The 14,271-nt window shown below is 52.8% G+C and carries 14 protein-coding genes; 4 read left to right on the top strand and 10 right to left on the bottom strand.

Annotated elements, in window-relative coordinates; genetic code table 11:
- Positions 1 to 4 precede the first annotated feature (4 nt).
- From OGX92_RS04205 to rppH, 8 genes are all read right to left on the bottom strand, one after another.
- Positions 5 to 328, bottom strand: a complete 324-nt coding sequence (locus OGX92_RS04205; RefSeq protein WP_126956641.1) for a prepilin-type N-terminal cleavage/methylation domain-containing protein — start codon at positions 326 to 328, stop codon at positions 5 to 7.
- Positions 313 to 720, bottom strand: coding sequence for a DUF2509 family protein (locus tag OGX92_RS04210; RefSeq protein WP_003825615.1), 408 nt, complete (start codon positions 718 to 720; stop codon positions 313 to 315). The genes OGX92_RS04205 and OGX92_RS04210 overlap by 16 nt, the downstream gene beginning before the upstream one ends.
- On the bottom strand, positions 717 to 1,280 hold the full coding sequence (locus tag OGX92_RS04215) for a prepilin peptidase-dependent protein (protein ID WP_126956639.1): 564 nt from the start codon (positions 1,278 to 1,280) through the stop codon (positions 717 to 719). Before OGX92_RS04215 ends, OGX92_RS04210 begins: the two co-directional genes overlap by 4 nt.
- Positions 1,271 to 1,741 (bottom strand): prepilin peptidase-dependent protein, encoded by a 471-nt coding sequence (locus tag OGX92_RS04220; RefSeq protein WP_126956637.1) that lies wholly within the window; start codon positions 1,739 to 1,741, stop codon positions 1,271 to 1,273. The genes OGX92_RS04215 and OGX92_RS04220 overlap by 10 nt, the downstream gene beginning before the upstream one ends.
- Before the next feature lie 183 nt (positions 1,742 to 1,924).
- Entirely contained in the window at positions 1,925 to 2,719 is a 795-nt protein-coding gene (thyA, locus tag OGX92_RS04225; RefSeq protein ID WP_003033990.1) for a thymidylate synthase, read from the bottom strand.
- Positions 2,720 to 2,725: 6 nt separating this feature from the next.
- Positions 2,726 to 3,601, bottom strand: a complete 876-nt coding sequence (gene lgt / locus OGX92_RS04230; RefSeq protein WP_003825606.1) for a prolipoprotein diacylglyceryl transferase — start codon at positions 3,599 to 3,601, stop codon at positions 2,726 to 2,728.
- A 190-nt stretch (positions 3,602 to 3,791) separates the two neighbouring features.
- The gene (gene ptsP, locus OGX92_RS04235; protein WP_003825604.1) at positions 3,792 to 6,038 is read right to left on the bottom strand and encodes a phosphoenolpyruvate--protein phosphotransferase; all 2,247 of its coding nucleotides are present in this window, start codon (positions 6,036 to 6,038) and stop codon (positions 3,792 to 3,794) included.
- Between the two features lie 12 nt (positions 6,039 to 6,050).
- Positions 6,051 to 6,581 (bottom strand): RNA pyrophosphohydrolase, encoded by a 531-nt coding sequence (gene rppH / locus OGX92_RS04240; RefSeq protein ID WP_003825602.1) that lies wholly within the window; start codon positions 6,579 to 6,581, stop codon positions 6,051 to 6,053.
- A 684-nt stretch (positions 6,582 to 7,265) separates the two neighbouring features.
- Here rppH and mutH point away from each other — a divergent pair.
- The 4 genes from mutH (at position 7,266) to OGX92_RS04260 (ending at position 10,260) form a co-directional block, all read left to right on the top strand.
- Positions 7,266 to 7,961: a DNA mismatch repair endonuclease MutH gene (gene mutH / locus OGX92_RS04245; RefSeq protein ID WP_003825600.1), complete on the top strand. Its 696-nt coding sequence runs from the start codon at positions 7,266 to 7,268 to the stop codon at positions 7,959 to 7,961.
- 75 nt (positions 7,962 to 8,036) lie between these two features.
- A complete protein-coding gene (locus OGX92_RS04250) occupies positions 8,037 to 8,750 on the top strand; it encodes a TerC family protein (protein WP_003033961.1) in 714 nt (237 codons plus the stop codon).
- A 144-nt stretch (positions 8,751 to 8,894) separates the two neighbouring features.
- On the top strand, positions 8,895 to 9,113 hold the full coding sequence (gene ygdR, locus OGX92_RS04255) for a lipoprotein YgdR (protein WP_000758660.1): 219 nt from the start codon (positions 8,895 to 8,897) through the stop codon (positions 9,111 to 9,113).
- A gap of 106 nt (positions 9,114 to 9,219) precedes the next feature.
- On the top strand, positions 9,220 to 10,260 hold the full coding sequence (locus tag OGX92_RS04260) for an NADP(H)-dependent aldo-keto reductase (RefSeq protein ID WP_003825597.1): 1,041 nt from the start codon (positions 9,220 to 9,222) through the stop codon (positions 10,258 to 10,260).
- Between the two features lie 83 nt (positions 10,261 to 10,343).
- On the opposite strand, the gene lplT is transcribed toward OGX92_RS04260, so the two are convergent.
- Positions 10,344 to 11,537 (bottom strand): lysophospholipid transporter LplT, encoded by a 1,194-nt coding sequence (gene lplT / locus OGX92_RS04265; protein WP_286586270.1) that lies wholly within the window; start codon positions 11,535 to 11,537, stop codon positions 10,344 to 10,346.
- Complete coding sequence (aas, locus tag OGX92_RS04270; RefSeq protein ID WP_286586271.1) at positions 11,530 to 13,689, bottom strand: bifunctional acyl-ACP--phospholipid O-acyltransferase/long-chain-fatty-acid--ACP ligase; 2,160 nt, start codon at positions 13,687 to 13,689, stop codon at positions 11,530 to 11,532. The genes lplT and aas overlap by 8 nt, the downstream gene beginning before the upstream one ends.
- Positions 13,690 to 14,271 lie beyond the last annotated feature (582 nt).

A 14,271-nucleotide genomic window follows, 5' to 3' on the forward strand; every position in this document is an offset into this window, starting at 1 on the left:
CTGACTACTGACGATTCGGGCAATGCAGACGCGTCATCTGACCCTGCCTGCCGAGGGGTGAAGAAATTATAACGTTGATGCTGACACATCCCGCTCTCGTTGTCTGCATTCGGTTAACCTGCCAGTTCACAGGCGATGAAAACGGGTACAGCTGGGTTTGCTGCCAGGCGTGGCGCCAGAGTTGCTGATACTGGTTTCTGATGATAAAGCTGTTCATTAGCACCCGCTGATATCCTGACAACGCGGTCACAATCATTACCATTAGTACCATTGCCAGTATCACTTCCGGCAGACTAAAGCCACGCTGTCTGTTCAGGGGATCTGGCATAACGTCTGCTCCTTTAGCGGACAAAAATCGCTCCAGCCACGCGCCGAGAATTCTATGTTGCCATCAATAACCGCCCCCTGACGCCATAACGATATCTCTTCATAGTGGGCAATAAGCAGCACAAAATTATTGGTAAGCAGACGCAGGCAAACCGCGGCATCCTGCGTGGGAACGCGCCGACACTGTACGGCGGGTTGTAAGCGCCAGGGCTGCGTACGCCCCCATTCCATCGCGGATTGCACTACCGCCTGACGCTGCAGCGCCTGACTTTGTGTGACCACACGCGCAGCAAAACTGGCCTCCTGTCTGCTAACGCCTTGCAGCAGCAGACTACCGAGCACCAGCAGCAACAGGACCATTGTCAGAGAGGATACGCCTCTCTCACGGTTCATAGGTTGAATCCCGTAACGCTGTAGATCGCTTCAACAACTTTTTGTGGTTGGTCATTGCTCACTCCACGCAAACGCAGCGTAAGAAGCGGGGAATATCCGCTGTAATTCAGCCTTTCAACCTGGAATGCCTCAATCTTCATCGTGGCCGGATCGGTCATTTTCTCCCATCCTTTGCCAGTGCAGCCGGTGGCTCCACGCACGGTTTCCAACACCTTGTCCTGTAAACGAAACCCAATAGAATCAGCCTCTTTCACGGGACTGCTTTCCCAAACGCCATTGCTGTTGGCATCCCAGCGGGCAATAACACAGTCTCCCTTAGCCGATATCACCAGTCCCTCTCCGACACAGTTTCCCCGGCAATATCCCGCCCGCTGAAGATGCTTCGCCACGGTGTAGACCCGCTGCCATATTTCATCTTCCAGTACTAACTGGCGGGTGTTACGCAGAATCTCTCGCTGTAGCGCCGGTAAAAATCGCGCTGAGCTAAGCAATAAAATACTGCTAATCGCCATGGCAATGAGCATCTCCAGCAGTGAAAATCCCCGTTCGTTTACTGACATAATCTGGCCTCATCGCGCTCGCAAAGCCTGATTCGTCCCCAGCCAGACACCACCACGCGCCATTCCCCTGCCGTATTTTTCAGGCGTATATGTCCGGCCCATGCCGTATTGCGCAGTCCAAAAAAGGCCAGTGAAGGTGTTATCTCTGCCATTTCGACGTCATCCCAGGGCGGTGTAAAAACCAAAGACGAAACGGGTCGACACGTGGTTTGCGAAGCCGCAGAGCTGACAAAACACCATGATGTGCCATCCCGAATCACGCTTATCACGTGATCGCGGTTACGCCAGTTAGCATCTTCACGCAGTTGCAGCAGGTAGTCCCGCACCTGGCAGGCTGTCTGCCACAGCCGCTGCTGTTGCTGCCAGCGCTGCCAACCATACAGCCCAGATGCACCAAGCGCCGCGACAATCAGCATCGCAATGAGAGTTTCGAGAAGCGTGTAACCTTGTTGTTTTTTCATGTCGCCAGTATGGCGTGAGGAAAATGAATAACGAGCGGGAAATTCGGTTTCTACGGCGAGCTATGGGGAATATTTAGCGCGTTACAGGCCGTTGCAATATTTCAGGAATCCACGCCGAAAAACGCGATTTGAGACAAAAAAAACCGACGCACATGGGCGTCGGTTGTGACAGCCTGAAACAGGTTAGATAGCTACCGGCGCTTTAATACCCGGGTGCGGATCGTAGCCTTCAATTTCGAAGTCTTCGAAGCGATAGTCAAAGATTGATTCAGGCTTACGTTTGATAACCAGTTTCGGCAGCGCGCGAGGTTCACGGCTAAGCTGCAGATGCGTTTGATCCATATGGTTGCTGTACAGGTGCGTGTCGCCGCCGGTCCAGACAAAATCACCCACTTCCAGATCGCACTGCTGCGCCATCATGTGTACCAGCAAAGCGTAGCTGGCAATGTTAAACGGCAGGCCGAGGAACACATCGCACGAACGCTGATACAGCTGGCAGGAGAGCTTGCCATCCGCCACGTAGAACTGGAAGAACGCATGGCACGGTGCCAGCGCCATTTTATCCAGCTCACCGACGTTCCATGCGGAAACGATGATGCGACGAGAGTCCGGATCATTTTTCAGCTGGTTTAGCACGGTGGTGATCTGGTCGATATGGCGACCATCTGGCGTAGGCCACGCGCGCCATTGTTTGCCGTAAACCGGGCCTAAATTACCGTTTTCATCCGCCCATTCGTCCCAGATTGAGACGTTGTTTTCATGCAGGTAGGCAACGTTAGTATCGCCCTGCAAGAACCACAGCAGCTCATGAATGATCGAGCGTAAATGGCAGCGTTTAGTCGTAACCAGCGGGAACCCTTCCTGCAGATTAAAACGCATCTGATGACCAAAAATGGAAAGCGTTCCGGTTCCGGTACGGTCGTTTTTCTGTGTGCCTTCATCCAGCACTTTTTGCATCAGTTCTAAATACTGTTTCATGGTTCCTCAGGAAACGTGTTGCTGTGGGCTGCGGCGGTACGCCCAAACCATCATAATAATGCCTGCGACAATCATCGGGATAGAGAGGATCTGCCCCATGCTGATGTACTGTACCCAGGTGCCGGTAAACTGCGCATCCGGCTGGCGGAAGAATTCAACAATAATACGAAACGCGCCATAACCAATCAGGAACAGACCGGATACCGAACCCATCGGGCGCGGTTTGCGAATGTACAAGTTCAGAATGATAAACAGCACAACGCCTTCCAACGCCATCTCATAAAGCTGTGAGGCGTGGCGTGGCAGCGAGCCGTAGGTATCAAAAATAGACTGCCATTGCGGGTTAGTTTGCAGCAGTAAAATATCTTCGGTACGGGAGCCGGGGAACAGCATGGCGTACTTGAAGTTCGGGTCAACGCGTCCCCACAGCTCACCGTTGATAAAGTTGCCCAGACGCCCTGCACCCAAGCCAAACGGAATCAGCGGGGCAATGAAATCAGAAACCTGGAAGAACGAACGCTTAGTGCGTTTGGCGAAGATAATCATCACCAGGATCACACCGATAAGTCCACCGTGGAAGGACATACCGCCGTCCCAGACGCGGAACAGATACAGGGGATTATCGAGGAATAACGGGAAGTTATAGAACAGTACGTAACCAATACGCCCACCGAGGAAAACCCCGAGGAAGCCCGCATACAGTAAGTTTTCTACTTCATTTTTGGTCCAGCCACTGCCCGGACGATTCGCGCGGCGCGTCGCCAGCCACATCGCGAAAATAAACCCCACCAAATACATTAAGCCGTACCAATGAAGCGCGACGGGTCCGATTGAGAAAATGACCGGATCGAAATCCGGAAAATGCAGATAGCTACTGGTCATCTGTCACCACAAGTTCTTGTTATTTCGCTGAAGTCAGACAGCAATTGATAAGCGCGCCTGCATAATGCAGGCGCTCCAAAGGTGCGAATGATAGCACAAGGGGTTAGAAGCGGATGCCGGGAAGATGTAAAAGATCTGTATAGGTAATCTCTATCCCCCGTAATACCTGATAGCGCTACGCTTGTCAGACCTACAATCCCCCGCGAATCAAGCCCCCCATGCCACGACGCTCCATGAAGGCCGCTACCTGATGGCGTACTTCTGTTGCCATCTGTGCCTCCAGGCTGCGCTGCGCCAGCGTTTGCGCCTCATCAAAATCGATATGGCGCAGCAGATATTTTACGCGAGCGACAGAACGACCGTTCATCGACAAATGACGGAAACCGAGACCGATCAGAATAGCCACGCACATCGGGTCGCCCGCCATTTCACCACACAGGCGCAAATCGATACCGCTTCTTTCGGCTTCCTGCGCAATCATCGCCAGCGCACGCAACATACCCGGATGCAGGCTGTCATAAATGCTGGCTACCCGTGTGTTGTTACGATCGACGGCCAGTATGTACTGGGTAAGGTCGTTGGTTCCAACCGAGATAAAGTCTATCCGGTTTGTCAGATGCGGCAGCATGAACACCATCGACGGAACTTCCAGCATGATGCCAATGCGCGGTTTCGGGATCTCGTAACCGATCATCTCCTCCACTTCGCGTCCGGCGCGTTCAATCAAACGTCGCGCTTCGTCCACTTCATCGATGCTGGTTACCATCGGCAGCAAAATGCTCAGGTTTCCGGTTGCCGCATTCGCACGCAGCATAGCGCGAACCTGGATCAAAAAGATCTCCGGCTGATCGAGCGTTATGCGGATCCCTCGCCAGCCAAGGCACGGGTTCTCTTCACTGATCGGCATATAGGGCAGCTGTTTATCGGCGCCGACATCCAGCGTACGCAGGGTCACCGGCTTGTCGTTAAACATTTGCAGCATCCCCTGATACTGCGCAACCTGTTCTTCTTCCGAAGGAAATCCGCTTTGCAGCATGAACGGGATTTCGGTGCGATAGAGGCCAATGCCGTCGATTCGGCTACCCAGCTTTTCTTCATGTTCCGGGCTGAGACCCGCATTGAGCATCACCTTCACGCGCTCGCCGCTTTTCAGCTGTGCTGGCTGGTTGACGTCGTCTTCCGCCAGGCGGCTCAGCTCAATTTCTTCACTGATAAGACGCTGGTATTCCTGGATCAATACCGGTTCCGGATCGACCAGCAGTTCACCGCGATAACCGTCCACCACCAGCGTACGGCGATGCAGCACCGACGGCTGGATATCGGCCCCCATAACGGTAGGGATACCCAGCGCACGCACCATAATTGCCGCATGAGAGTTGGCTGCGCCGTCCCGGACAACCACGCCAACTAACCGGTCCTGAGGAAGCTCCGCCAGCGTGGTTGCTGAAAGTTCATCCGCCACCAGCACAAAGCGTTCCGGCCAGGCATTCGGCCCCTGGATAGAGTCATCAAGGTGGAACAGCAGACGCTGGCCCAGCGCGCGTAAATCTCCGGCCCGCTCTTTGAGGTAGTTATCGCTCAGCGCGGCGAACTGTTCGGCAAACTTTTCGATGATCGTTTTAACCGCCCACTCGGCCACCGAACCGTTATCCACTTCCGCAAACAGCTCGCGGCGCAGACGGGTATCGGAAAGCAAGTGCGAGTAAAGATCAAAGATCGCCGCCGTTTCTTTCTGCGCCCCAGCGGTAAAACGCTTGCTGTAGCGGCGGAATTCGTTCGCCGCCTCTTCCAGCGCACCAGTCAGTCGCTCGCGTTCAAGCACTGGATCCAGCGTTGAAGCCTGGTAGACCTGTTCCATCAACGGCAGCGTCGCATCCTGCCAACCTTCGGCTATTGCCACACCGGGAGCGGCAGGCAGCGCACGGATACGTGTTTGACGGTATTGACCGAACAGCGCGTTTAGCTGCGACTGCGAAAGTATGGCCGCCATTTGCGTGGCGAGCGTGACGAGGAAAGACTCTTCACTTTCATCGTACTGACGCAGCTCACGCTGCTGCACCACCAGCACACCTAAAAGCTGGCGACGCTGAATGATCGGTACGCCTAAGAATGCACGAAAACGCTCTTCTTTTACCGAAGGAATGTATTTAAAGCTGGGATGTTTTTGCGCATCGGCGAGGTTGATAGGTTCCGCCAGCCTGCCAACCAGGCCAACGATACCTTCATCAAACGCGAGTGCGACAGTGCGACCACGTGGTTTTTTTAGTCCCCGGGTCGCCATGAGGTAATAACAACGTCGATCGTGATCGGCCAGATAGACCGAGCAGACCTCGGTATCCATCGCAAGACAGATATCGGTAACCAGTATATTCAGCGCTTCGTTCAGACGCGGAGCACTGGCCACCTTTTCGACTATTTCGCGCAGGCGGGTGAGCATAATTTGCGTAGCTTAACCTCTTTTACGTCTGTACGCAGGTGCGCTTTGCGGTTTAGGAGTGCTCTCCTGAAGCGCCATGACAACACTTGCGAATTCTTTCATCACCCTGCGATAGACATCGCGTTTAAATGACACCACCTGTCGAACCGGATACCAGTAACTCACCCAGCGCCAGCCGTCGAACTCAGGTGTACTGCTGGTTTGCATATTGATTTCAGCATCGCTACTGACCAATTGCAGAAGAAACCATTTTTGTTTCTGGCCGATACAAACCGGCTTCGTGTCCCAACGCACCAAACGTTTCGGTAACTTGTAACGCAACCAGTTACGAGTAGAAGCAAGGATCCGTACATCTTTACGACTGAGACCCACTTCTTCAAAGAGTTCCCGGTACATCGCCTGCTCTGCTGTCTCTCCTGCATTGATCCCACCTTGTGGGAATTGCCAGGAGTGCTGACCAAATCGCCGGGCCCACATGACCTGCCCCTGGCGGTTACAAATTACTATCCCTACATTCGGGCGGTAGCCATCGTCATCAATCACCGGACTACCTCAACATAAACCTTATATACAAACGATTGTTTCACACTCCTGAGGGGCGGTAAACCACTCTGTTAAGGGTGCGATATTCTAATAACAATTGAATAACTCACAGTTAAAGGCCGAGTTATAAACAGAAGAAGGGCAAGCAAGGCGATTTTATTCACCTTTTCTGTGGATATAGTTGTGAAGAAGTACGGAATTACTATGGGAAAACCCAGAACAGTCCGAATAAGACATTCGTCACATATCAAAAATACTCTTATACATTCATAAAGTTAAAACCGATCCACGCAGATAAACACACAGAAATGTGATGTGCATCACGCATACGATCTTCACGCTGATGAAAGATCGACCAGCGTTGGTTTTATCCACAGATTATGCCAATAAGTTAGGCACAATTTGTGTGAAAATTCGATTTTCGTCGCACGTCAAGGCTGTAAATTGAAACAGTAGTGGGGGTTTTTCACAGTTATCCCATCTTTCTGTGGATAACATGGTGTAAGATCCTGTTCATTGTCAGTGACCAGAATTGGAAAACCCGCTTCGCTGTTGCGCAACTCTGCGAACGTGAATCTAAAAACCAATATAAATCATAGAATTGAATAAAGCATGTGGAAAAAGATAAACTCTGTCCATACGGTATAAAATCACTGCTCATTTTTTCACCTAAGGGTTAACCCGATGCCAGAACTCCGTCCGTTGCTTTCTCCCCCTGAATCTGAAGCCCAGTTGCTGAGCCAGGCACGGCAGCTTTCGGGCTACGCGTTAGGAGAATTAGCGGCAATGGCGGGAATCATTACGCCGAAGGATCTTAAGCGCGATAAAGGCTGGATTGGCGTCCTGCTGGAAATCTGGCTCGGTGCCAGCGCGGGCAGTAAACCAGAGCAGGATTTTGCGGCGCTGGGCGTGGAGCTGAAAACGATCCCTGTGGACAGTCTTGGCAGACCGCTGGAAACCACCTTTGTGTGTGTGGCGCCGTTAACCGGCAATACCGGCGTCACCTGGGAAACCAGCCATGTACGGCACAAACTCAAACGTGTTCTGTGGATCCCGGTAGAAGGCGAACGCAGCATCCCTCTGGCTGAGCGCCGCGTCGGCTCTCCCCTGCTGTGGAGCCCGAATGAAGAAGAAGACCGGCAATTGCGTCTGGACTGGGAAGAGTTAATGGACATGATTGTGTTAGGTCATGTCGAACGCATCACCGCTCGCCATGGGGAAGTACTGCAACTGCGTCCTAAAGCCGCCAACGCCCGCGCGCTTACCGAGGCCATTGGCGCCAACGGCGAACCCATCCTGACCCTGCCACGCGGCTTTTACCTGAAAAAGAACTTCACCCGCGCATTGCTTGAGCGACATTTCTTGTTCCAGGCGCAATAGGCACCGTCCGGCCTTTCACCCGCCGCGTTACGGGCCTATAATTACCGCTTCTTTTTTTTGGCAGGACTTTGTTCGATGTTATTTGCATGGATAACCGATCCTAACGCCTGGCTTGCGCTCGGTACGCTGACGCTGCTGGAGATCGTTCTTGGGATCGACAATATTATTTTCCTTTCTCTGGTTGTAGCCAAACTCCCGACAGCGCAACGCAATCATGCCCGACGTATTGGGCTGGCGGCGGCGATGATCATGCGTCTGGCACTGCTGGCTTCTATCGCCTGGGTAACGCGGCTGACAAACCCGTTATTCGAGCTGTTTGGCGAGGCGATATCAGCACGCGACCTGATCCTTCTGCTGGGGGGATTGTTCCTGATCTGGAAAGCCAGTAAAGAGATCCACGAATCCATTGAAGGTGAGGAAGAAGGTCTGAAAACTCGCGTATCCTCTTTTCTGGGTGCGATTGTACAGATCATGTTGTTAGACATTATCTTCAGTCTGGATTCCGTGATTACTGCGGTAGGCTTGTCCGATCATCTGTTTATCATGATGGCGGCGGTGGTGATTGCCGTAGGCGTCATGATGTTTGCTGCTCGCCCGATTGGTGAGTTTGTCGATCGCCACCCTTCGGTAAAAATGCTGGCGCTCTCGTTTCTGATTCTGGTCGGTTTTACGCTGATTCTGGAAAGTTTCGACGTCCACGTTCCGAAAGGATATATCTATTTCGCCATGTTCTTCTCAATCGCGGTAGAGACCCTGAACCTGTGGCGTAATAAAAAAAATCCGCTCTGATGAAATCCATCGCTCCCCGCAAGGGGAGCGAATGCCAGCCACACCTACCCCTTCTCACAGTTTAAGATTTTACTGCTTTCACCCTGCACAACTTCGCGTTATTACTAAACTATTGTCAGACGCAGGCCATGTGAGGATAAGCAGATGAAAAAATGGGCAGTTTTGATTTCCGCCGTAGGACTGGCTTTTGCCGTTTCCGGATGCAGCAGCGATTATGTAATGGCGACAAAAGATGGTCGAATGATCCTGACCGATGGAAAACCAGAAATTGACGATGATACCGGTCTGGTGAGCTATCACGATCAGCAGGGCAATGCGATGCAGATTAACCGCGATGATGTGTCTCAAATCATTGAACGCTGATGGTTGAGGTCAGCAGCGCGCTGGCCTTAACAATTTTACTTCCCTTTTTCTCTTCCCTCAGCCATTTTTATAATCCTTATGTCGTGATTATAAAAAGGAAACGGCTATGCAATATCACCGTATACCCCACAGCTCGCTGGAAGTCAGTACACTGGGGCTGGGCACAATGACGTTTGGTGAACAAAACAGCGAAGCCGACGCACATGCACAGCTCGATTATGCCGTAGCACAGGGCATTAATTTGATCGACGTTGCCGAGATGTATCCGGTACCGCCGCGTCCTGAAACCCAGGGCCTCACCGAAACCTACGTAGGTAACTGGCTCGCCAAACACGGCAGCCGCGAAAAGCTGATCGTTGCTTCTAAGGTCAGCGGACCATCACGTAACAACGACAGCGGCATTCGACCGAATCAGGCGCTGGACCGTAAAAATATCCGTGAAGCGCTGCACGACAGCCTGAAAAGACTAAAAACCGATTATCTGGATCTGTATCAGGTTCACTGGCCGCAGCGCCCGACCAACTGCTTTGGTAAGTTAGGCTACAGCTGGACAGACTCCGCGCCAGTCGTTTCCCTTCTCGATACCCTGGACGCGCTGGCCGAGTTTCAGCGCGCCGGGAAAATTCGCTACATCGGCGTTTCTAATGAAACCGCGTTTGGCGTGATGCGCTATCTGCACCTGGCGGACAAACACGATCTGCCACGCATCGCCACCATCCAGAACCCCTACAGCCTGCTGAACCGCAGCTTTGAGGTTGGACTGGCTGAAGTGAGCCAGTATGAAGGCGTTGAGCTGCTGGCTTACTCTTGCCTGGGCTTCGGTACGTTAACCGGGAAATACCTGAACGGCGCGAAACCTGCCGGTGCACGCAATACGTTGTTTAGCCGTTTCACGCGCTACAGCGGCGAGCAGACGCAGAAAGCCGTTGCGGCCTATGTGGATATCGCGAAACGCCATAATCTGGATCCCGCGCAAATGGCGCTGGCATTCGTGCGTCGTCAGCCGTTTGTCGCCAGCACTTTGCTGGGCGCCACGACGATGGAGCAGCTAAAAACCAACGTTGAAAGTCTGCATCTGGAGTTGAGCGAAGAAGTACTGGCAGAGATTGAAGCGGTGCATCAGGTGTATACCTATCCTGCACCGTAACAGTTAGCGCCTGATGGCGCTACGCTTATCAGGCCTACAGACAACTTCCCTGTAGGCCTGATACGGCAACAGCATACAACAGACTAATGGCGGCGCTGCCAAATCCACAGCGCCGCAATCGCCAGCGCAAACAGCGCACCAAATCCAATACCAATCGCAACAGCCGGGATCCCCACCAGCACCGCCAGTGAGTAAATACCGAGCATCAACAGCATCGCGCTGTTTTCACCCAGGTTTTGTACCGCTATCGCATTACCTGCGCCGACGCTTTTCTTACCCCGTTCCTGCAGCAACGCATTCAGCGGCACCACAAAGAAGCCACCCGACACGCCGATAAGCATCAGCAATGCGTAGGCCGGAAGCAGCGAATGTTGAAGAGAGAAAATCAGCACCACGACGCCAATCAGGATCCCCGCAGGCATACAGCGCGAAACGGTTTCCAGCGTTACCAGCTTCGCTGCCGCACCCGCACCGACCACAATCCCGATCGCTACCATGGCATTGAGGTAGGTCGGCGTGGCGTTATCGGTGATGCCGAGCGCCACCGGGACCCACAGCACCAGCAGAAAACGCAGCGTAACGCCCGCGCCCCAAAAAAGGCTGGTTCCCACCAACGAGAAGCGTGTTTCACCGTTGCGCCACAACGATGAAGCCGCACAGAAGAAACTGCGCGTCATTTTCCCCAGATGCCAGGACTGGCCAGGACGAGCCGCGGCCAGTTTCGGGATATACAGGTTAGCCACCACCGCGCCAGCATAGGCCAGGGCACAGGCAGAAAGCGCGGCAATTACGTGCCAGTCGGCCAGAACGCCGCCGGCGACAGAACCGAGCAAAATCGCGGCAATGGTGGAGGCTTCCATCAGGCCGTTAGCCTTCACCAGTTTGTCGCCGGTAGTCAGTTCACCGAGAATGCCATACTTGGCTGGTGAATACGCCGCCGCGCCGATTCCCACCAGCGTATACCCAAGAAACGGATTAATGCCGAAGCAAATACTCGCCGCGCCCAGCAATTTCAGAGCGTTCGCGAACATCATCACTCTGCCTTTGGCAAAGCTATCCGCCACCTGTCCAACAAAGGGGGCAAAAAGGATGTAAGCGCCCACAAACACCATTTGCAGGATCGGCTGACTCCAGTCCGGATAAAATTGCTCCTTCAGCAACGCCAGCGTAGCAAACAGCAACGCGTTATCGCCAAACGCCGACAGAAACTGTGCGGCGATAACGGACATCAGACCTTTGGACCAGATTGAAGTGTTAGTGTGCACTGACTCACTCATGTTGTTTTTCCGGCTCATCGACCCAGCTTTTCAGCGTAACAAAATCCGGCTTACCGCTGCCGAGTAATGGGAGTTGCTTCAGGTGGCGAATATCACGCGGTACAGCGAGTTCAGGTACGCCGTGCGCCCGCGCATACTGCTGTAGTTTTTCACGCGTAAGTTCGCTATCGGTAGTGAACAGCACCAGCGCCTCACCTTTGCTGGCATCACTCTTGATCGCCGTGGCGTGCATTTTGTCTGCAGATACCGCCAACACAAGTTGCTCAACCATTTCCAGCGAAACCATCTCTCCGGCAATTTTAGCGAAACGCTTAGCGCGCCCCTGAATCTGTACAAAGCCGTTTTCATCAAAGCGCACGATGTCTCCGGTGTCATACCAGCCGCGCTCAATCTCACCTTGCGCATTCTCTGCTGTCGGCACTTCCAGCACGCCAGGTTTTTCGACGCGCAAATAACCGCTCATAATATTAGGACCTTTCAGCTGTAAACGCCCACCGTCCTCAATTCCCGGAACGGCCAACAGTCGAGCATCCATACCAGGCAAGATGCGCCCTACCGTTCCCGATTTTGCCGCCATTGGTACGTTAATCGACACAACCGGCGCACATTCCGTCACGCCATAGCCTTCAAGAACGCGCAGGCCAAATTTCTCCTGCCACAGCTGCTTTGTGCTGTCCTGAAGTTTTTCCGCTCCCGCCACCACATAGCGCAGGCGGTGGAAATCGTACGGATGCGCAAAACGCGCATAGTTGCCGAGGAACGTTGAAGTACCAAACAACACGGTGCAGTTCCGGTCGTATACCAGCTCTGGCACAATGCGGTAATGCAGCGGGCTGGGATAAAGAAACACTTCTGCGCCAGTCAGTAGCGGCGTGAATAATCCCACCGTCAGGCCAAAGGAGTGGAACAGCGGCAGCGCCGACATAAAACGGTCATCGGCGGTGAAATCGGCAATCGTTTTGATCTGCTCAACGTTCGCCAGAATGCTTTTATGACTGTGAACCACGCCTTTCGGATGGCCTTCTGAACCAGAAGTAAAGAGGATCACCGCAGCGTCTTCCGGCTGTTGCTTCACCTGCGCCAGATGAGGTGCCAGCAGATGTGAGAAAATCCACAGCTTATCGCTGAAGGTCACATCAGCTTTTAAGTCTTCCAGATAAACCCAACGCACCTGGGTGAGCTGTTCCGGTAAATGCCAGAGTTTGCCTTTATCGAGAAACTGTCGGGATGTGAAGATCGTTTTGATTTCAGACGCAGTAATGGCGCTGGTTAATCCTTTCACGCCCGCGGTGTAGTTCATCATGGCCGGAATGCGTCGACGCGCAATGGCGCCAAAAATGACCGCTGCGCTGATCCCCGCGTTTGGCAGCATCAGGCCGATTTTTTCACCTTCGACGCTGTATTTTTCCAGAATACGGGCCACAAAGAGCGTCTTTGTCAGCAGTTTGCGGTAGCTGTCCGGGGTAAAGTTAACATCTTCAATGCAGTTTTTGCCTGCGCCAAAACGGTATTTCGCTGCCAGCAGCGACTCGTATAGCGTTTCACGCGGACGAACCGCCATGCGTGCTTCCATCATAATTTGATGCAGCATCTCTCCGGCGATTTTGCGGCGATCGCGAGCACGCGGTGCTTCCGGCATCGGCAGTTGTGTCGGCGGTAGGATATGTAAGCGGATGCGCGGGAAGAATCGCTGTTTAACCAAACCTTTCAGGCGGCTAAAGCGGGAAAGCTCCGCGCCTTCAATGCGCACAGGAACGACCGTCGCCCCAGACTTTGCGGCGACAAACCCCGCGCCGTCATAAATTTTCATTAACGAACCGGACGTCGAAATACGTCCTTCCGGGAAAATAACCACCGGACGGCCCTGTTCGACCAGACGAACCAGATGTTTAATCGACATCGGTTTAGTTGGATCTAACGGTACGAAATCAATCAGCGGAGTTAGCCAGCGCATATACCATTGCTGGCTGATAGAGGTGTAAACAGCGAAGACGGGACGAATCGGTAAAAAGAGCGCCAACAGGATGCCGTCTATAAATGAGACATGGTTGGGAGTGATTAGAACGCGTTCTCCCTGTAGCGCGCTGACATCGCCCGTGACGCGAACGCGGAAAAGCACGCGAAACAGATTACGAAAAAAGCCAAATAGCATCTCAACTCCCTGTGCCATTAATTATATAAACATCAATGGTGGGAGAGTATACGAGTTGGGGAATGGGCGCGACAGGTAACTGGTAAATACAATCCGAAAAAAAACCTGCGCATCCGCGCAGGTTGGTGCAAGAGACAGGTACGAAGTGCGTACCGAATAATCTCACCAATCAATACCTCTGGGATCTTGATTGTGGTCGTCAGCAGCCAGATACGCCAGTGCGAAAACGCAAAGGAATGAACCCAAATGCAACGAGTTGTGTAAATTATCGGTTACTGTTACAGATAGGCTGAAGGTAAAAAAAAACCTGCGCATCTGCGCAGGCTGGTGTAATTCTAGTGATCAACCCGAAAGTTGATTTCACCTATCAATACCTCTGGGATCTCAACTCTAGCAATCTGCTCAGTTCCCTCACCAGCGAACAATCGCAACAGCACATCGCAAAGTGTAAGCAAAAATTAGCATTTTCTATTTTCTGTCTTACTTCGCTCGTGTGCGCTCACATTTGCGACGTTCTGACAGGCAATCTGCTTGAACAGCCAGCCATTTTCCGTAACACTGACGGAATGTAAGCGTTTACCC

It is taken from the genome of Citrobacter sp. Cpo089, from assembly GCF_030332695.1.
GTDB classification, from domain to species: domain Bacteria; phylum Pseudomonadota; class Gammaproteobacteria; order Enterobacterales; family Enterobacteriaceae; genus Citrobacter; species Citrobacter portucalensis.